The organism is Affinundibacterium danionis, assembly GCF_042432465.1.
GTDB classification, from domain to species: domain Bacteria; phylum Pseudomonadota; class Gammaproteobacteria; order Burkholderiales; family Burkholderiaceae_D; genus Undibacterium; species Undibacterium danionis.
In genome coordinates, this window is the sequence record NZ_JBHLXJ010000036.1 from 98,225 (window position 1) to 116,111 (window position 17,887).

Sequence of the window (17,887 nt, forward strand, 5' to 3'; positions counted from 1 at the left end):
GATACGGTGCCCAACATGCCTCAGCTAGCTTCAAATTTTATCGTCATTGACGCCAAACAAGCTGCAACCGAGATTCCAGTAACACCAAATATTTACGAAGAACTCGACGCAAATTTTGAGCAATTTAAAGGATGCATACTGGTGTCGGAATACACGTTTTCATCCGATTGGCCATCATGGGAAATGCATCCCCACGGAGATGAAACGCTTTATCTTATTTCCGGCGAAGCGAGCTTGTTGTTATACGCTGACGGTGAAGAGCGCCAAATTGAACTAAATACGCCGGGAAGTTTTGTCATTATCCCGAAGGGTGCGTGGCACACGGCCTTCGTGAAAACGAGTTGTAGGATTTTATTTATTACCCCTGGCGAAGGTACGATAAACGCTGTCGATCCACGCCCTCACCAAACACTTGGGGTCTGATTATTTAAAAGCTGAATACTTAAAAACTGATTTTCTGCATCGTCAACAAGATTGCACTAAAGCTGTAACACTTAAATTATTTTTCGTTTTTTTAACTTAGCAAAAGAGGAGTCTGTATGTGGAAAGCACTAGTCGGTTTTTTAGTTTTTGCAGCAATCGCTTTATTCTTTATTTTCAAAGCGGGCGATAAGATGGATTTGCAGGGCGAAGCAGGCGCACATGCTGGCGCGGCTTCTGAACATGTGTCAGCACCTTCGGCATCTGCAGCAGCCAGCACACCTGCACCTGTAGTTGATGCGGCAGCATCGACAGCATCCGCGCCTGTCGCGCCAGTTGTCGAAGCAAATTCGGCAGTAGCTTCTGCGTCCGCAAGTAAATAAGCAATGTATGTAGCTCAACTCAATGGTAGCTCAACTCATTAGTAGCTCGACTCAATAAAACAATAGCCAGACTTCGATCATAAAGTCTGGCTATTGTTTATCTAACTTTGCGATATTTTTTGGGATATTTTAAAAAATTCCTAATATCGCTTTTTAAGCTAATTAGTTGCGTTAAGTATTGGCAAAATTCAGCAAATCATCTCCAGCCAAACGATATTTCACCCATTCGGCCTGAGCCTTCGCACCAACGGAGTCATAAAAATCTATCGCAGGTTGGTTCCAATCCAAAACGCTCCATTCAAAGCGACCACAGCCCTCTTCTACCGCGATTTGCGCCAGGTGTCGCAATAAAAATTTACCGGCACCCAAGCCTCGATGCTTTGGTGACACGTATAAGTCTTCAAGATACAAGCCATTCCTACCCTGCCAGGTCGAATAATTATAGAAATAAACGGCGAAACCGATTGCTTCGCCATTTAATTCACAAATCAAGGCCTTGGCGGGTGACTCTACCGAAAAAATGCTAGTTTCAATTTCCGCGATACTGGCTTTAACTTCATGCTCTGCTTTTTCGTAGATCGCGAGTTCTACAATAAATCCATGAATAGTAGCTGCATCGGCTGGGACTGCTTTACGAATACTAATAGACAAAATAAACCTCTACGATGTTTAAACAATTAAAGTGCATTTAATGATTGCTCAATATCTGCAATCAAATCTTCCACATCTTCTAGACCAATATTGAACCGCACCAATATGCCCTTATCATTCCAAGTTTGGCGCATATTTTCTATGCGATATGGAACGCATAAACTATGCGAGCCACCCCAGCTAAAACCAATTTTGAAGAGTTTTAGTCGATTCACGAATTGATCGGTTTGTGCCTCTGTAAATTTCTCATCGAACAGCACGGAGAACAAACCACCCGCGCCCGTAAAATCACGCTTCCACACCTCATGTCCTGGACAATCATCCCAAGCTGGATGCAGTACTTTCGCGATTTCTGGACGACTCTTTAACCACGCAGCCACTTTGCGCGCAGCTACGTCATGCGCTTCAAAACGCAGCTTCATGCTTTGCAAGCCCCGCAATACCAAGTAAACATCGTCCATGCCTACGCCTAAACCTAAGCGCATATGTGCCATTAATAAGCGATTATTTAGCTCGACATCTTTGGTGATAACCGCTCCCATCAGTACATCCGAGCCACCGCTTTGATACTTAGTCAACGCCTGCATAGAAATATCAACACCGTGCTCGAAAGGTTTAAAAACCAGACCTGCTGACCAAGTATTGTCGAGTGCAACAAGCACACCCTTACTGTGCGCTGCCTTACAGATTGCGGGCACGTCGGCAACTTCCATCGACACCGACCCCGGTGCTTCAGTCCAGATCAATTTGGTATTTGGTAAAACTAAATCTATGATGCCAGCGCCTATCATGGGATCATAAAAACGAACACTGATACCAAAACTTCGTTTAAGCCACTCACCTTGCTCTTTGTTGGGGCCATAAGCGTTATCAGGTACCAAAACATCATCACCGGATTCAAGAAACGCCATATTCACCAAAGTGATCGCCGCCAAACCACTTGGCGTTAACACGCAATGATTACCACCTTCAATTTGAGCAATCTCGCCTTCCAATTGAAAACTGGTCGGGGTGCCGTGGAGGCCGTAAGTGTAAGTTGATTTATTGAGCCAACTACGTGCACGCATCGCTTCGACATCTTTAAACAGCACAGTCGACGCATGATGAATCGCACTCGGAAAAGCCAAGAATCCATCTGGCGCTTGGAAAGTAGGATGAACAATCGCAGTACCTGCGCCTGATGATTTGATAGCCATATAATATCGAGGAAAAAAAGTCAAAACAGATAAAAATAGGGGCGAAAATTCGCCCCTCACTTTACTACTATATCTAATTTAAATCGCTTCGCCCCACAGATCATGGGCGTCAGCAGCGGTGATTTTTACTTCAACGAACTCACCGACTTTCAACTTACGATGTGGTTCGAATGGCGGCTTAACATACACGACACCATCGATCTCTGGTGCATCCGCTGAGCTACGGCCAACACCACCACTGCGATCCAGACTATCAATCAAAACCCGCATGGTTTTACCAACTTTCGCTTGCAGACGTTTCTTAGAAATTGTCTCTTGTAATTCCATCACACGACGACGACGGTCTTCACGTACTTCGTCAGGCAATTGATTAGCGAGTTCGTTAGCAGTTGCACCTTCTACCGGAGAGTAAGCAAAACAGCCTAAACGATCAATTTCCGCTTCTTTCAAGAAATCTAACAAGTATTCAAACTCTTCTTCAGTTTCACCAGGAAAACCTGCAATGAAGGTGGAACGAATTGTGATTTCTGGACACATTTCACGCCAAGCTTTGATACGCTCAATATTCTTTTCACCGCTGGCTGGACGCTTCATGCGCTTAAGCACGTCAGGATGTGCATGCTGCAGAGGGACATCGAGGTAAGGTAGCACATGTCCATTATTCATAAACGGGATGATTTGATCGACATGCGGATAAGGATAAACATAATGGAGACGCACCCAAGCGTCATAGCGCTTAGCAAGTTCACCAAGTGCCTCGACCAATTGGGTCATGTGCGTCTTAACTGGCTTACCATCCCAAAAACCAGTGCGGAATTTCACATCGACACCGTAAGCACTCGTGTCTTGGGAAATGACCAGCAATTCTTTAACGCCTGCCTTGAATAAATTCTCAGCTTCGACCATGACCTCACCGATAGGACGAGATACCAAATCACCACGCATAGAAGGAATGATGCAGAAGCTGCAACGATGATTGCAACCTTCAGAAATTTTTAAATAAGCGAAATGCGTAGGTGTAAGCTTAACGCCCTGCGCTGGCACCAAATCAATGAAAGGCTCATGTGGTTTGGGCAAATGTTCATGCACTGCGCTCATGACTTCCGTCAATGCGTGCGGTCCAGTAACCGCTAGAACCTTCGGATGTATGCTTTTGATCAAATCGTTGCCCTCTGCGTCCTTTTTCGCACCTAGGCAACCAGTGACTATTACTTTGCCATTCTCATTGAGGGCTTCGGCGATTGCATCTAAAGACTCTTGTACAGCAGCATCAATAAATCCACAGGTATTGACCACGACTAAATCGGCACCGTTATAGGATTTGGCTGTTTCATAGCCTTCTGCACGTAATTGCGTGAGGATTTGTTCTGAATCGACCAAGGCTTTCGGGCACCCGAGAGATACGAAGCCAACTTTGGGTGCGGTCGCCGCAGAAGTAGGAGTAAGAGTTTCGTTAGACATAATAAAAAAGGATACAAAGCAATTCGCTATTGTACCCTTTCTTAGCTGCTTACTACAGCCTCAACGACGAGAGAATGTCGCAAGCATTTGAATTCATTACTTTTTCTTATCGTCTTGCACAAATGGAAAGCCGAACATATTTTTCGATTGATTCTGCATCTGCTCTTGCATTTGCACAAACAAATTTTTGCTCTGATCGATATAATTACCCATCATACCTTGCATCATTGGTCCCTGCACATTCATGAACTGTGTCCACATTTCAGGGCTAAACGGCTTGCCTTCAATGCCACCACTCGTACCTTCAGTTAATTTATTTTGAATATCAATAAATACCTGAATATTCTTTTCCAAATAGGAACCCATCATGCCCTGCATCGCATGACCGTAGTAACGAATAATTTGTGCCAACGCGACACTGGAAAACATCGGGGCACCACCTGCTTCGGCTTCTAGAATGATTTGCAACAAAATACTACGCGTCAAATCCTCACCTGTTTTGGCATCCACCACTGCAAAATCATCATTTTCCATAACGAATTGCTTGACGTCGACCAAAGTAATATAGCTACTGGTTTGAGTGTCGTATAAGCGACGATTCGGGTACTTCTTAATCAAATGCTTGCTTATTTTTTTTGTGCTATTCATTGCATTCTCGTGGAAAAACTGCATTAAAGAATAAAACTAAGGTGCTTACAATGCACTTAAAACACGTAAACACCTTAAAACGAATTTTGTACCTAATTCTATGCTGCGATACAGCATTATACTTAGTACTAAATTCTTGAGAATAGTTCAACCGCTGTTGGCAATCAATTACCCCATATGCAAACCACCGTTGATCGAGAAATCCGATCCGGTAGCATACCCCCCCTCTTCGGAGGCGATCCAAGCAACAATAGATGCGATTTCTTCGGGTTCAGCCAATCGTTTTACTGGAATACCAGACACAATTTTTTCCAGCACATCAGGGCGAATCGCTTTCACCATATCTGTCCCAACGTAACCAGGCGATACAGTATTAACAGTCACGCCCTTGGTCGCTACTTCTTGCGCCAACGCCATGGTAAATCCGTGAATACCGGCTTTTGCAGTCGAGTAATTTGTTTGACCAAATTGACCTTTTTGACCATTGACGGAAGAAATATTAATAATACGCCCCCAACCACGATCAACCATACTTTCAATCACTTGTTTCGTGACATTGAACAAGGAATTCAAATTCGTATCAATAACGGCATCCCAATCGGCCTTGCTCATTTTACGGAATTGGCCATCGCGAGTAATACCGGCATTGTTGACCAAGACATCGACTTCACCGATTTCGGTACGAACTTTTTCAAATGCGGCACGGGTCGATTCCCAATCAGAGACATTACCCTCGGAGGCATGCACATCAAAGCCTTCTGCACGCATATCGGCCAGCCATTTATCTTTACGCGGTGAATTCGGACCGCAACCAGCGACCACTGTGTAACCATCTTTACACAAACGTTTGCAAATTGGAGTTCCAATACCACCCATACCACCAGTTACATAAGCAATTCGCTTTGACATACTTAATCTCCAGAGTTTTTAGTAAATTTACTGCTAAGTTAACATCTACAACAATAGGTTTCGAATCTTCGTTCTCGCTAAGTTCGACAAAAAATATTTCCGTTTCAAAACACTAAGTACGCACAACACGCCGCTCGCAGCCAATAACAGATTCAATTGGCGCGCACTTTAACGTAGCGTCCCGGTGCAGACTCTATCTCACTATAAACTACATTACCTGCTTTCAGGGGGGCTTTTACCATCTTTCCTCCATGCTCTGACAAAAACTGAGCCCATTCCGGCCACCAACTACCCGGCACCTCTTGAGCGCTGTCAAACCATTGTTGAGGATCTTGACCAATCTTATCGTTAAGCCAGTAATTTCGTTTATTTTTTGATGCAGGGTTAATCACGCCTGCAATATGACCGGATGCTCCTAGCACAAAACGGTTTTTAGTTTTCTTTTTAGGATTCAAAATAGCAGTCGATGCATAAGCGGCTTGCCAAGGCACGATGTGATCTTCCCGAGAACCATAAATGAATACTGGAGCGTCAATTCGGCCTAAATCAACAGGACTTCCAGCGACCCGCAATTTGTTGGGAAGCATCAAGCTGTTTTCAAGGTAAGTATTGCGTAGATACCAGCAAAACATCGGCCCAGGTAAATTAGTACTATCAGAATTCCAGTACAACAAATCAAATGCTGGAGGTTTTTGACCTTTCAGATAATTGGACTGTACATAGTTCCACACTAAATCATTGGGTCTTAAACTTGAGAAAGTGCTGGCTAAATCACGGCCCGGCATTAAGCCACCATGTCCCAGCGTTTGCTCGCGCATACTGACTTGGAGTTCATCCACAAATACATCAAGCACCCCTGTATTACTGAAATCTAGTAAGGTGGTTAGCAGAGTCAAACTGCTGGCGGGATGAATACCACGATCGGCTAATACCGCTAATGCAGTCGAAAGTATGGTGCCGCCAACGCAGAATCCGAACGCATTCATTTTGTCTTGCTTGCTGATTTCCTGAACAACCTCAATCGCTTTCATCGCGCCTTGTTCTATGTAATCATCCCAAGTTACATCCCCCATCGATTCGTCGGGATTGGCCCATGAGATTAGGAAAACAGTATGTCCTTGCTCAACCGCATAGCGCACCAAGGAATTCTCTGGCTGTAGATCCAAAATATAGTATTTATTGATGCAAGGCGGCACCATCAACAAAGGACGTTGATGAACCGTTTTGGTCAGCGGAGAAAACTGTATCAATTGGAATAAGCGATTCTCAAAGATCACCTTACCTTCGGACGTCGCCACATTTTTTCCAACTTCAAAAGCGGATTCGTCAGTTAACGAAATGCGCCCTTTCTGCATATCATCGAGCATCTGCGAGATGCCGTGCATGAGACTCTCACCGCCTGTTTCGACCAACTTTGCCTGTGCCTCAGGATTAGTCGCTAGAAAATTAGCCGGTGACATCGCATCTATCATCTGTTGGACGGCGAAGCGGATTTTTTGACGTTTCTTTTCTGGCGCTTTAACCGAGTCCGCCAATAAGCTTAGAAAACGCGCATTGAGTAAGTACATTGCAGCATTGTACGCATGGTTGGTTTGCTTATGCCAATCCGGCGCGGAGAATCTTCTATCATTGAATTCAGGCAGTTTTGCCGATAAAAAATCTTTCCACAAATTGCCTAATTCTTCGAAATATTCCGCTTGTAGGCGAGTTAACACTTGTGGATCAAGTTCTGCACCAAATTCTTTCAGCATTTGAGGAATCGACGATTCATTTCCAAAAGGACTATGTTTCATCCAATCCTGCAAAGGATTTTGTTTCATTGCCTGCGCCATTATTTGCTGCATCCAACTGGCATACATCGATTGAAGATTGTCACTCATTGTGCATAATTCCTAGTTTTAGCGTATCGTCGCAATGTGCTGATCATTCGTGCAGCACTACCTTAAAAAAATTTAATTATCTATCCAAGCAACTTCTATATCTTTATGGCTTTTTTGTATCTTATCGCAATCGCATGGATTTATGTGGTGCTAATGATGTCACTGTCTGAATCCTCCCTCATTGCAGGGGTAATGACTTTCATTTTCTATTGCATCATCCCACTCAGTTTAATTCTCTACATATTGAGTTCACCGGCGCGCAAACGCCAACGTAAGCAAGAGGAAGATGCTCGACGGCAAGCTAACTCTTCCAAATCAGATTAGCCATACGACCAGTGCAGCCATCACGACGATAGGAATAAAAAAGCTCAGGTTGGCTCACAGTACAATACTCACCGCCATGTACACGCTGGACTCCATACTGATTTAAAATATCTCGGGCAACCCCATAAATATCCATATCGTATTTTTGCGTTTTGCCGATCAGCATTGGACGCGTTTTCATAAATCGATCTAGTTGCAAAACTTTTTTTGAAAATGCCAGATAAACATCCTCACCCACTTCAAATGCACTTGGGCCAATCGCCGGCCCTAGCCAGGCAGTCAGCTCAACCGCACCTTGTTCACGCAAAATCTGCACCGTATTTTCAATAATTTCGCCAGCCAAACCGCGCCAGCCAGCGTGAACTGCTGCCACGAATCGCCCATCTAATGAAGCCAATAAAATTGGCAAGCAGTCAGCAGTCAACACAGCACACACAACGTCCTTCGTTTGTGTATAGCAAGCGTCGGCCTCAACTGCTGCAATTGCTACATTTGCTGCGTTTGACACAAATGACTGCGAGTTTAAATTGGACGCATCAACTGCAATATTGCCATGAATTTGTGATAAGAATGTGACATCAGATGGCAATAAGGCATTCAGTAATGACCTGTTTTTCGACACTCGTGCGATATCGTCACCGACGTGATCACCAAGGTTTAAACCGCCGCCCCCCACACCATCATCGTAGGGAGCATCACTCACGCCCCCAAATCGAGTGGTGGAAAACGCATAAACATTGGTGGGCAAATCTGGCCAACTAGGCTTAATTAGGTTTAGCCCACTCTCATGACTCAAAAGATTCATTGCGAAGGCATACCCGCTTGCTCTAACAGAGCTACAAAATCAGCCTCCAAAGGAATACTCCACTCCATATCTTCTCCGCTCACAGGATGTATGAGTCCCAATCGACGCGCCTGCAGCGCTTGACGCGGGAAAAAACGTGCTAAATGCTGCTTACCATATAGAGTATCTCCCACCAGAGGGAAACCCAAAGATTGCATATGCACTCGAATTTGATGCGTACGTCCGGTTTCAAGACGACAGGCCACCAAGCTAACTGGAAAGCGCTCTAACATTCCGGTGGCTAAGCGCTGATAATGGGTAATGGCAGGCTTTGCCAAAATACTAAATGACACTGCCATCTTCAGACGATCTCGGCTATGGCGCGCCATCGCAGCATCCACCGTACCCGTTGAAATCGGCGTACCCCATACCATTGCTGCATACTCGCGCCTCACCGTGCGGGCTTGCAATTGACGCACTAGCTCGGTTTGCGCGGTTAATGTCTTCGCCACCACCATTAAACCTGAAGTATCTTTATCTAAGCGGTGCACAATCCCAGCACGTGGCACTTGCGCTAAAGCTGGGCGATGGAACAACAGCGCATTTAGTAAAGTCCCTGACCAGTTACCTGCGCCCGGATGTACCACTAAACCAGCAGGCTTATTCAAGATGATAATTGCGTCATCTTCAAAAATGATGTTTAGCGGAATATCTTCAGGAGTAAATGAATTCTCATCAGGCGAAGATTGAGGGATGATTTGAATCAGCTCGCCCCCAAGCATTGTTGTTTTAATCTTAGAAGGCTTGCCATCGACTTGTACGTGCCCGTCTTCTATCCATTGCTGAATACGACTACGAGAGTATTGCGGTACTAATTTAGATAAAACCTTATCTAAACGATCACCGCACACGCTATCAGGTAGGGTTATCGCAATGATTTCTGCAGGTTGAGCAAGTTGCTCGCTCTGGTCTTGATCAATTTCTTCGAGATCAAGCTCGGTATCAGGTAAAATCCCCACGTCTTTTGGTATAACATTAATTGCCATCGGCTATAATCCGTAAATTATTCTCATGCACGCAAAATTTATGCAAATCAAATATATAAAATTGGTCGGTCTTGCCCTCACTTTATCATTAGGCGGTTGCGGTATTTTTGGCGATAAAGTGGAAGAAAGTAAAAATTGGTCAGCTGAGAAATTATACGCTGAAGCGAAGGATGAATTGGCATCTGGTTCATATGAGCGTTCAGTTCAATTATTTGAAAAGCTTGAATCTCGCTACCCTTTCGGTGCCTATGCGCAGCAAGCACAATTAGAAATTGCTTATGCTTATTACAAACAAGGTGATCAAGCACAAGCCTTAGCCGCGATTGATCGTTTCATTAAATTGCATCCAAATCACGCCAATGTTGACTACATGTACTATCTGCGTGGCTTGGTGAATTTCAATGATGACATGGGCTTCTTAAGTTTCATCGCCAATCAAGATATTACTGAGCGTGATCCAAAAGCCACCAGAGATTCGTTCGATGCCTTTAAAGAATTAGCCATTCGTTTCCCAGAAAGTAAGTATACGCCTGATGCTATTGCTCGCATGAAGTATTTGGTCAATGCGCTGGCACAATACGATTTGCACGTTGCAAAATATTACTTACGTCGCAATGCTTACCTAGCGGCAGCAAATCGCGCTCAATCAGCGATTAAAGAATATCCAGATGCGCCGGCAAGTGAAGAAGCCTTAGTTGTGCTGATCAAATCCTACGAAGCGATGGGCATGACAGAATTAAGAGATGATGCAAAACGAGTTTATCTCAAAAATTTCCCAAACAGCAATCTGCTAGAAACTGGCGGTGTTAAAAAATCTTGGTGGAAATTCTGGGGCTAATTCCTAGTAAAGCAATGAGAGATCACAGGAAACTCAATGGCTTCATGAAAATGAAGCCATTTTTCTTTGCTTAGCGATGACTTAACATCAATCAACGAACTAGGCGCACCTTGGCTTTACTGCTTGCGACGATACACCCAATTACTTGAATTCGATTCCTCTTCAACAAACTGATATCCATCCCAATCAAATTCCTTTAATTTTTCTGGATGACGCACTCGATTCACTGCACAGTAACGTACCATAGAACCACGCGCACGCTTAGCGAAAAACGAGATCACTTTAAATTTGCCAGCAGAGTAATCCTGAAAAATCGGCTGAATAACTGGCAAGCCCAAGTCCTTGAGCATAATTGCCTTAGCATATTCATCTGAAGCTAGGTTCACGACAAATTTGCTTTTAGTCAGCAATAATTCTTGCTTCAAATGAGCGCTCAACTTTTCGCGCCAATAGGCATACAAATTATTTCCCGCACCATTCTTTAATTTAGTTCCCATCTCTAGACGGTAAGCATTAATTTTATCGAGAGGACGCAAGATTCCATATAAGCCCGATAAAATACGAAGATGCGATTGCAGGTAATCAATCTCTTTTTTAGGTAACTGACGCGCCTGCAATCCATCGTAGACGTCGCCATCAAATAAAAAGACCGCTTGTCGACTCGGCATAGTATCCTTGGAATCGCGCATAGAGGCAAAACGGTCAACATTAAGCTGGGCTAAATTAGGGGAGATATCCATCAGATTTTGCAGGTCTAGTAGACTCAAATCTGCCGCCAACTGAGATAAGTAAGCAGTTTCCTCGACAAAAATCGGTTCACTCGTCGCCTTCACCAGTGCGGGCGTTTCAAAATCAAGACTTTTTGCAGGCGATAACAAAATCAACATAAAAATTCAGTTCAAAATTAAAATTACTCAATTACTTATTAACACAAAATAAGGGCTTTCTTCCAAGCACCGCTATGGTGTGGATTAAATGTAAAAATACGTATGACACTTAAAATTGTTTTAGATACCAACGTTTGTTTAGACTTATTTGTATTCCGAGATCCTCGTTGGCAATCAATTAACGAAGGTCTCAATGACCGCACTTTACAAGCAATAACTCGTGCAGATTGCCGAGACGAATGGTTGGCCGTATTGCACTACCCTCATCTACCTGTCACCGAAGACACGAGAGCCGCGATTGTAACAACTTTCGACGAACACATAGTTATTGAAGAATGGCCACAGAAAAATATTAAGCTTCCCGTTTGTAGTGACAAAGATGACCAAAAATTTCTGGAAATTGCCCGAGATGCCGATGCCAAAATTTTAGTCACGAAAGACAAAGCCCTGCTGAAGCTGGCCAGAAAAACTCAACAATTAAATCTATTTATTATTGAAACTCCTGAAAAATTTTGCGCTCGCTTAGTTGCAAATCCGCAAGCTTTGTAAATAAATTCACTAATTCAGTAATTAAGTGATGACAAATTTTGTTGCACGGGGTTATCCTTACAACATGCAAGTCTGCTTGCTGTCGGTAAATTTTTTCAAATCCAACTTCCTTCACGACAGCATGGCTTTATGCCGAGATTTATCTTGAAATCACACTTGTTTTTACGCACATTAGCGCTTACAAAGAATAAGTTTCAATGTACATCCAGCAATCAATATTGGCGACTATGGAGAATAAAGAATTATGACAGACTCAGCTGATGATCTAGACGCACTGTTTGAGGAAATGGCGACACAAAGAGACAGTAATCCTGTAGTGGCTCCGGCTTCCGAAGTGACCCCTGTAGACGAGCCGTCTCCCACGAAACTGAATTTACAGGTTGGTACTGACCCAGGTAAGCCAATGTTTGACCGTTTGGGCAACTTAGTTCGCATGATGCATGATTCCATGCGCGAGCTAGGTTATGACCGCTCTCTTTCTGATGTTGCTTCTCAAATCGCTGACGCACAAGGTCGCTTAGAGTATGTCGCTACGCTTACTGAGCAAGCCGCCAATAAAGTGCTTAATGCCACCGACGCCGGTATTCCTGAGCAAGATGCGCTAGCAAAAAATGCTAAAGATATCGATGAACGTTGGGGTACCCTATTTGAGGGTAAGCTAAGTATTGATGACTTCAAAGTGCTAGCATCAGACTCTAAATCATTCGCCAACAAAGTGCTGGCATCGACTGATGCTGAGAAAGCGCGTTTGCTCGACATTATGATGGCTCAAGATTTTCAAGATTTAACTGGCCAATTAATCAAAAAAGTATTAATTATTACGCAAGCAGTGGAACATGAGCTTGCTCAAATATTGCTCGACAATGCACCTTCTGAATTGAAAGAAAAAGCCATAGAACTGATGGAAGGGCCGTCTGTCCCTAATGCTGCACTTGAGCAGGACGACGTAGACAACCTACTTGATAGCTTGGGTTTCTAAATGGATGATATGCTCAAAGAGTTTGTCGTTGAAGCCTTAGATTTGGCGATCAACGTCGAAGAACATCTGCTCTCCTTACAACGTAATCCAGAGGATATGAATACCTTAAATGCGGTGTTTCGTTCCTTTCATACGATTAAAGGTGGTGCGGGATTCATGAACCTGTCAGCCATGGTATCTGCCTGCCATCTGACTGAAAACTTATTTGATGCCCTGCGCACTGGCAAATCCCCAGTGACGCCAATTGCGATTGAAGCAGCCTTAGAGGCTAGCGGTTTTGTATCAGATCAATTGACAGCGCTCTCCAATGGCACAGACCCTGATCAACTATCGACAATGCCAGCAGCCTTAGAGCAGCTTTTGAACGATGCGATCGAAGGCAAAGTCGGCGCCGCACCGATTAAAAAAGAAAGTAAAGTTGAGGCCGCCGCGAGTGCACCTGCCACAACCGCCGCTAATACTGAAATTCTGGCAGCGAGCACCAATGGAGATGTACCTTGGGAAGCCTATTATCGGGCAGTTACGCCACCAGGAACACTGCCTGAAGTTACCGCAGTCAATCCTGTCATCAAACAAGAACAAGAAGCCGTCAAAACTTCATTGGCGAGCAACGACATCAAACAATCTGCTCCTGCTAAAGAAGAAAGTATTCGTATTGATGCGGTCAAGCTTGATGTCCTGCTGGAAGTTGCTGGCGAATCTGTTCAAGCCGCGAATCAGGCAGCCGTTCTACTGGAGAAATTAGGGCAGTTTTCATTTGATGGTGATGCAGCGCCGCTCATGACGGCGCTCACCGAAACTTTGAATCGCGCATCCCGTTATTCGACTGAGTTACAACGCGCCACCTTGGCAACGCGCATGCAACCAGTTGGTCGCCTTTTCCAAAAATTCCCTCGTTTAATTCGCGAGTTGGCAAAAGATTTGGGCAAAGATGTCGATTTGGAAATTTCTGGTGCAGAAACGGAAGTGGATCGTGTCGTGGTGGACAGCTTGTATGATCCACTAGTGCATATGCTGCGCAACTCCTTAGATCACGGTATTGAGTCAGCCGAAGAACGTGCTCAAACCACGAAGCCTGCACGCGCCAAGATTCTACTTAAAGCGTGGCAAGAAGCCAGTAGCGTCATGATAGAAGTTACTGATGACGGCAAAGGCATGGATGCGTCTCGCTTACGTGAAAAAGCTATTTCCAAAGGCTTGATCAGCACCCACGAAGCCAAAACTGATGACGAAGCTTTCCAATTAGTGTTCTTACCAGGCTTCTCGACTAAAGAAGTGGCATCTAGCGTCTCTGGACGTGGTGTTGGTATGGACGTAGTGAAAACTGCCGTAGAACGCCATCGTGGTGCAATACGCATTAGTTCTCATCTAGGTAAAGGTACGACATTTATCATTCGTCTGCCCATCGAGTTGTCGATTGTACCGACAATGCTAGTCAGAACCGCAGGCGCTTCATTGGCATTGCCGATGTCGACTGTGCAACGCGTGGTGGAGCTACCAGAGACTTTCGAGAGTGTTGGTGGACAACCCGTATTGCGAGATTTAGGACGGCCGCTCCCAATTCGCTCTCTGGGTCAAGTTCTTGGCTATGAGAAAAGTACAGAACGAGTGGGTATCGTAATTGCAGCCCCCAACCCTTATATCATTTCTGTTGATTCGGTAGATGGCACCTCCGACTTAGTCATCAAACCATTAACTTGCATCTCAACGCCGGGCATCACGGGCACCGCCCGCTCAGCTGAAGGAGAGTTAGTATTGGTGATCAGCTTGTCATTCTTGTTAGATGGCTGCAAGGTCGTCGAACGTCATAGCGCCTAACCCCTCGTAACTTTAAAAGTTCAACATTCAACACTCAATAGCATCCAGCGACATTGCGCAATTACCTAGCGCAATGGTACTGGATGCTAGCTCAACATAAATAGCGGTTCTCTGTCAAAATAGCGATTCGATCTTATCTCGCGCTATTGCGGCGATTCACTATCCATAATGAGCAATTCAGATACCCGCACGATGTCCCCTCTACGTTTTCACAAACGCTTTGCTAGTTTGGGATCGACCTTTTACACCGAATTACAGCCGTCTCCGATAAAGTCGCCGTACTTGATCGCGACTAGTCCACCTATGTTAGCGGAGTTCAATCTATCCGCCGAACAAATGCAAACGCAAGAAATGATAGAAATTTTTAGTGGCAATCGCACCGCGCCAGATAGTAAGCCGCTAGCCGCAGTCTATTCAGGTCATCAATTTGGTGTTTGGGCAGGACAACTTGGTGATGGTCGCGCGATTTTACTCGGTGAACTAGCTTCAAAGCGCAAGGATGTGCTGCATGAAATTCAATTAAAAGGGGCTGGTATGACGCCCTACTCTCGCATGGGAGATGGTCGAGCCGTCTTACGTTCATCCATTAGGGAATTTCTCTGTTCGGAAGCGATGGCTGGCTTAGGCATCCCCACCACCCGCGCACTCTGCCTTACTGGCTCGGATCAATACACGATGCGGGAAATGCCTGAAAAGACCGCTATCGTCACCCGTACTGCACCTAGTTTTATACGTTTTGGCTCTTTTGAGCACTGGTATTACAACAATCAAGCTGAACCATTGCAACAACTTGCCGACTTCGTCATTCAACATTACTACCCAGACTTAGCTCAGACTGACAATCCGTATCAAGCCTTATTGCGTGCAGTGGTCAATAAAACCGCGGATCTGGTGGCGCAATGGCAATCTGTTGGCTTCATGCACGGCGTGCTCAATACCGACAATATGTCGATACTAGGCCTCACTTTGGACTATGGACCATTCGGTTTTATGGATGGCTACGATCCCGCCCACATTTGCAATCATAGTGACCATCAGGGACGTTATTCCTACCAAATGCAGCCACGTATAGGACAATGGAATTGCCACGCATTAGCGCAAGCACTGCTGCCCTTAATTGGCGAGGTGGACTCTGCACAAGAAGCACTATCTTGCTATACCGAACAATTCGAACGCAGCTATGATCGCCTCATGCATGCCAAATTTGGCCTGACGACATTCATGCCTGAGGATCAAGACATCTTCAATGAATATCTCGAACTAATGGCCGAGGCAAAAACGGATTTTACTATCGCGTTCAGGCAACTCGGTCGCCTACAAATCGCAGATCAACAAAACGATCATTTCTTACGTGACCTATTTATTAATCGAGAACGACTTGATCAATGGTTAGTAAATTATCGTCAACGCCTACAACTAGAAAATTCACAGGACTTAGAACGTCAAACCAGCATGAATTTGACCAACCCAAAGTATGTCCTGCGCAATTACCTTGCACAACAGGCCATAGAACGCGCGGAGCAAAAAGACTTTAGTGAAATTCATAAACTACTGAGCATCCTAGCCAAACCCTACGATGAGCAAATCGAACATGAACAGTATGCGCAACTTCCTCCTGATTGGGCGACCACTTTATCGGTAAGTTGTTCTTCCTGAGAAAATAGAGCAACGTATTTCATTCACTCAAATTAGCCATAAATCACCCATAACTCAGCCATAAATTTGCAATAAGTTTGCAATAAACCAGCAACAAATTAGATTGGAATCGACATGAACAAAATAAAAAAAACTGACAGCGAATGGCGTCGCCAGCTTTCCGATATGGAATACGAGGTAACTCGCCATGCGGCGACCGAACGCGCCTTCACAGGCAAGTTTTGGGATCACCACGAAGTTGGCACTTATACCTGCGTTTGCTGCGACACGCCGCTATTTGAATCTGACGCTAAGTTTGATTCTGGCTGCGGCTGGCCCAGCTATTTCAAAGCACTCAATCCCGAACATGTGAGGGAAATCCCTGATTACTCACATGGCATGACGCGCATTGAAATTGTGTGTAATATCTGCGACGCCCATTTAGGTCATGTCTTTCCTGATGGGCCGCCGCCGACTCGCTTACGTTATTGCATTAACTCTGCTTCGTTAAAATTCAAAGCAAAGAATTAAAGTTAATTCTCACTACACTCTACACATTATGATGAAATTCTTGTTTGACGTTTTTCCGGTAATCTTATTTTTCATTACCTACAAATGGGGTGAGAAAAACGCTGAAGCTTCACAACAACTCGCCAACCAAAATCTGTCCCATTTAACTGCAGGCAACGGTGTCGGCATCGAACAAGCACCAATTTTGTTGGCAACTGCACTTGCGATTGTTGCGTCTATCCTACAGATTGCCTATTTAGTTATTTCAAAAAAGAAAGTCGATCCCATGCTTTGGCTTTCTTTTTTCATCATCACGGTCTTTGGTAGTGCCACAATTTATTTCCAAAATGACGCTTTCATTAAATGGAAACCAACCATCATTTACTGGGCCTATGGTGCCGCCTTTTTACTGGGTGAATTCGTCTTTAAAAAGAATCTCCCCAAGTTAGCCATGGGAAGCCAGATTACGATGCCAGATGACATATGGCGCAAACTAAGCATAGTTTGGGCACTCTATTTTTTAACTATGGGCATACTCAATATCTACGTCGCTTTCTCTTATTCGCAAACGACTTGGGTCAGTTTCAAGCTCTACTCCATCGGTGCCTTACCGGTGTTTTTAATTCTCCAAAGTTTCTACCTGGCAAAATATATTGAGGAGCCAAAATGAGCCTATCAGTGACCAGAATACAGGCTATACAAAACCGATTAGAGTCAGCACTGCAGCCAGTCTCCTGCGAATTAAGTGACGATTCAGCAGCACACAAAGGACATGCCGGTGCGGCCAGTGGTGCCGGACACTTCACTGTTACAATTATTAGCGAAAAATTTGCTGGTTTAAATCGCATTTCCCGCCACCGTCTAGTGTATGATGCCGTTGGCGATTTAATGCACACGGAAATACATGCACTCGTAATCCATGCTTTAAGTCCTTCCGAAGCTTCGCAATAAACCTATTTGTTAACCGTT

General features: G+C 44.6%; 20 protein-coding genes. 11 read left to right on the plus strand and 9 right to left on the minus strand.

The window, feature by feature from the left end; genetic code table 11:
* Positions 1-15: 15 nt before the first annotated feature.
* Positions 16-423, plus strand: a complete 408-nt coding sequence (locus ACFFJH_RS19960) for a cupin domain-containing protein (protein WP_390214888.1) — start codon at positions 16-18, stop codon at positions 421-423.
* A gap of 116 nt (positions 424-539) precedes the next feature.
* The gene (locus tag ACFFJH_RS19965; RefSeq protein ID WP_390214890.1) at positions 540-803 is read left to right on the plus strand and encodes a hypothetical protein; all 264 of its coding nucleotides are present in this window, start codon (positions 540-542) and stop codon (positions 801-803) included.
* Between the two features lie 171 nt (positions 804-974).
* Here the strand turns inward: ACFFJH_RS19965 and ACFFJH_RS19970 are convergent, their stop codons facing one another.
* The 6 genes from ACFFJH_RS19970 to phaC form a co-directional block, all read right to left on the minus strand.
* On the minus strand, positions 975-1,454 hold the full coding sequence (locus tag ACFFJH_RS19970) for a GNAT family N-acetyltransferase (protein WP_390214892.1): 480 nt from the start codon (positions 1,452-1,454) through the stop codon (positions 975-977).
* Positions 1,455-1,480: 26 nt separating this feature from the next.
* Complete coding sequence (locus ACFFJH_RS19975) at positions 1,481-2,650, minus strand: cystathionine beta-lyase (protein ID WP_390214894.1); 1,170 nt, start codon at positions 2,648-2,650, stop codon at positions 1,481-1,483.
* A gap of 78 nt (positions 2,651-2,728) precedes the next feature.
* Entirely contained in the window at positions 2,729-4,111 is a 1,383-nt protein-coding gene (gene rimO / locus ACFFJH_RS19980; RefSeq protein WP_390214895.1) for a 30S ribosomal protein S12 methylthiotransferase RimO, read from the minus strand.
* Positions 4,112-4,207: 96 nt separating this feature from the next.
* Positions 4,208-4,759, minus strand: a complete 552-nt coding sequence (gene phaR / locus ACFFJH_RS19985; protein ID WP_390214897.1) for a polyhydroxyalkanoate synthesis repressor PhaR — start codon at positions 4,757-4,759, stop codon at positions 4,208-4,210.
* A 168-nt stretch (positions 4,760-4,927) separates the two neighbouring features.
* Positions 4,928-5,668 (minus strand): 3-ketoacyl-ACP reductase, encoded by a 741-nt coding sequence (locus ACFFJH_RS19990; protein WP_390214899.1) that lies wholly within the window; start codon positions 5,666-5,668, stop codon positions 4,928-4,930.
* 152 nt (positions 5,669-5,820) lie between these two features.
* Positions 5,821-7,548, minus strand: coding sequence for a class I poly(R)-hydroxyalkanoic acid synthase (phaC, locus tag ACFFJH_RS19995; RefSeq protein ID WP_390214902.1), 1,728 nt, complete (start codon positions 7,546-7,548; stop codon positions 5,821-5,823).
* Between the two features lie 114 nt (positions 7,549-7,662).
* Here phaC and ACFFJH_RS20000 point away from each other — a divergent pair, with 114 nt between their 5' ends.
* Positions 7,663-7,872 carry a hypothetical protein gene (locus tag ACFFJH_RS20000; protein WP_390214995.1) on the plus strand — a complete coding sequence of 70 codons (210 nt, stop codon included), beginning with the start codon at positions 7,663-7,665 and terminating at the stop codon, positions 7,870-7,872.
* Here the strand turns inward: ACFFJH_RS20000 and pgeF are convergent.
* Together pgeF and ACFFJH_RS20010 are read right to left on the minus strand one after the other, a co-directional pair.
* The gene (pgeF, locus tag ACFFJH_RS20005) at positions 7,850-8,677 is read right to left on the minus strand and encodes a peptidoglycan editing factor PgeF (protein ID WP_390214904.1); all 828 of its coding nucleotides are present in this window, start codon (positions 8,675-8,677) and stop codon (positions 7,850-7,852) included. The two genes, ACFFJH_RS20000 and pgeF, sit on opposite strands and share 23 nt — an antisense overlap.
* A complete protein-coding gene (locus ACFFJH_RS20010) occupies positions 8,674-9,702 on the minus strand; it encodes an RluA family pseudouridine synthase (protein ID WP_390214906.1) in 1,029 nt (342 codons plus the stop codon). Before ACFFJH_RS20010 ends, pgeF begins: the two co-directional genes overlap by 4 nt.
* Positions 9,703-9,742: 40 nt before the next feature.
* Here ACFFJH_RS20010 and ACFFJH_RS20015 point away from each other — a divergent pair, with 40 nt between their 5' ends.
* Positions 9,743-10,540, plus strand: coding sequence for an outer membrane protein assembly factor BamD (locus tag ACFFJH_RS20015; protein WP_390214908.1), 798 nt, complete (start codon positions 9,743-9,745; stop codon positions 10,538-10,540).
* 116 nt (positions 10,541-10,656) lie between these two features.
* Here the strand turns inward: ACFFJH_RS20015 and yaaA are convergent, their stop codons facing one another.
* On the minus strand, positions 10,657-11,427 hold the full coding sequence (gene yaaA / locus ACFFJH_RS20020; RefSeq protein ID WP_390214910.1) for a peroxide stress protein YaaA: 771 nt from the start codon (positions 11,425-11,427) through the stop codon (positions 10,657-10,659).
* Positions 11,428-11,529: 102 nt separating this feature from the next.
* Between yaaA and ACFFJH_RS20025 the strand changes: the two genes are divergently transcribed.
* The 7 genes from ACFFJH_RS20025 (at position 11,530) to ACFFJH_RS20055 (ending at position 17,869) form a co-directional block, all read left to right on the plus strand.
* Complete coding sequence (locus ACFFJH_RS20025; RefSeq protein ID WP_390214912.1) at positions 11,530-11,976, plus strand: putative toxin-antitoxin system toxin component, PIN family; 447 nt, start codon at positions 11,530-11,532, stop codon at positions 11,974-11,976.
* A gap of 244 nt (positions 11,977-12,220) precedes the next feature.
* A complete protein-coding gene (locus ACFFJH_RS20030) occupies positions 12,221-12,955 on the plus strand; it encodes a protein phosphatase CheZ (RefSeq protein ID WP_390214914.1) in 735 nt (244 codons plus the stop codon).
* Entirely contained in the window at positions 12,956-14,773 is a 1,818-nt protein-coding gene (locus ACFFJH_RS20035) for a chemotaxis protein CheA (protein ID WP_390214916.1), read from the plus strand.
* Positions 14,774-14,941: 168 nt separating this feature from the next.
* Complete coding sequence (locus tag ACFFJH_RS20040) at positions 14,942-16,429, plus strand: protein adenylyltransferase SelO (protein WP_390214918.1); 1,488 nt, start codon at positions 14,942-14,944, stop codon at positions 16,427-16,429.
* 114 nt (positions 16,430-16,543) lie between these two features.
* Positions 16,544-16,939: a peptide-methionine (R)-S-oxide reductase MsrB gene (msrB, locus tag ACFFJH_RS20045; protein WP_390214920.1), complete on the plus strand. Its 396-nt coding sequence runs from the start codon at positions 16,544-16,546 to the stop codon at positions 16,937-16,939.
* Between the two features lie 28 nt (positions 16,940-16,967).
* Positions 16,968-17,588 carry a septation protein A gene (locus ACFFJH_RS20050; RefSeq protein ID WP_390214921.1) on the plus strand — a complete coding sequence of 207 codons (621 nt, stop codon included), beginning with the start codon at positions 16,968-16,970 and terminating at the stop codon, positions 17,586-17,588.
* Complete coding sequence (locus ACFFJH_RS20055; protein WP_390214923.1) at positions 17,585-17,869, plus strand: BolA family protein; 285 nt, start codon at positions 17,585-17,587, stop codon at positions 17,867-17,869. Before ACFFJH_RS20050 ends, ACFFJH_RS20055 begins: the two co-directional genes overlap by 4 nt.
* The last annotated feature ends 18 nt before the right edge of the window (positions 17,870-17,887 follow it).

Bases quoted from the DNA above. Each gene is read 5' to 3' on its own strand.
- pgeF (WP_390214904.1), bottom strand. From the start codon at position 8,677: ATGAATCTTTTGAGTCATGAGAGTGGGCTAAACCTAATTAAGCCTAGT.
- ACFFJH_RS19960 (WP_390214888.1), top strand. From the start codon at position 16: ATGCCTCAGCTAGCTTCAAATTTTATCGTCATTGACGCCAAACAAGCT.
- ACFFJH_RS20050 (WP_390214921.1), top strand. From the start codon at position 16,968: ATGATGAAATTCTTGTTTGACGTTTTTCCGGTAATCTTATTTTTCATT.
- rimO (WP_390214895.1), bottom strand. From the start codon at position 4,111: ATGTCTAACGAAACTCTTACTCCTACTTCTGCGGCGACCGCACCCAAA.
- ACFFJH_RS20030 (WP_390214914.1), top strand. From the start codon at position 12,221: ATGACAGACTCAGCTGATGATCTAGACGCACTGTTTGAGGAAATGGCG.
- ACFFJH_RS19990 (WP_390214899.1), bottom strand. From the start codon at position 5,668: ATGTCAAAGCGAATTGCTTATGTAACTGGTGGTATGGGTGGTATTGGA.
- yaaA (WP_390214910.1), bottom strand. From the start codon at position 11,427: ATGTTGATTTTGTTATCGCCTGCAAAAAGTCTTGATTTTGAAACGCCC.
- msrB (WP_390214920.1), top strand. From the start codon at position 16,544: ATGAACAAAATAAAAAAAACTGACAGCGAATGGCGTCGCCAGCTTTCC.
- phaR (WP_390214897.1), bottom strand. From the start codon at position 4,759: ATGAATAGCACAAAAAAAATAAGCAAGCATTTGATTAAGAAGTACCCG.
- ACFFJH_RS20025 (WP_390214912.1), top strand. From the start codon at position 11,530: ATGACACTTAAAATTGTTTTAGATACCAACGTTTGTTTAGACTTATTT.
- ACFFJH_RS20040 (WP_390214918.1), top strand. From the start codon at position 14,942: ATGAGCAATTCAGATACCCGCACGATGTCCCCTCTACGTTTTCACAAA.
- ACFFJH_RS20015 (WP_390214908.1), top strand. From the start codon at position 9,743: ATGCAAATCAAATATATAAAATTGGTCGGTCTTGCCCTCACTTTATCA.
- ACFFJH_RS20010 (WP_390214906.1), bottom strand. From the start codon at position 9,702: ATGGCAATTAATGTTATACCAAAAGACGTGGGGATTTTACCTGATACC.
- ACFFJH_RS20055 (WP_390214923.1), top strand. From the start codon at position 17,585: ATGAGCCTATCAGTGACCAGAATACAGGCTATACAAAACCGATTAGAG.
- ACFFJH_RS19975 (WP_390214894.1), bottom strand. From the start codon at position 2,650: ATGGCTATCAAATCATCAGGCGCAGGTACTGCGATTGTTCATCCTACT.
- phaC (WP_390214902.1), bottom strand. From the start codon at position 7,548: ATGAGTGACAATCTTCAATCGATGTATGCCAGTTGGATGCAGCAAATA.
- ACFFJH_RS20035 (WP_390214916.1), top strand. From the start codon at position 12,956: ATGGATGATATGCTCAAAGAGTTTGTCGTTGAAGCCTTAGATTTGGCG.
- ACFFJH_RS19965 (WP_390214890.1), top strand. From the start codon at position 540: ATGTGGAAAGCACTAGTCGGTTTTTTAGTTTTTGCAGCAATCGCTTTA.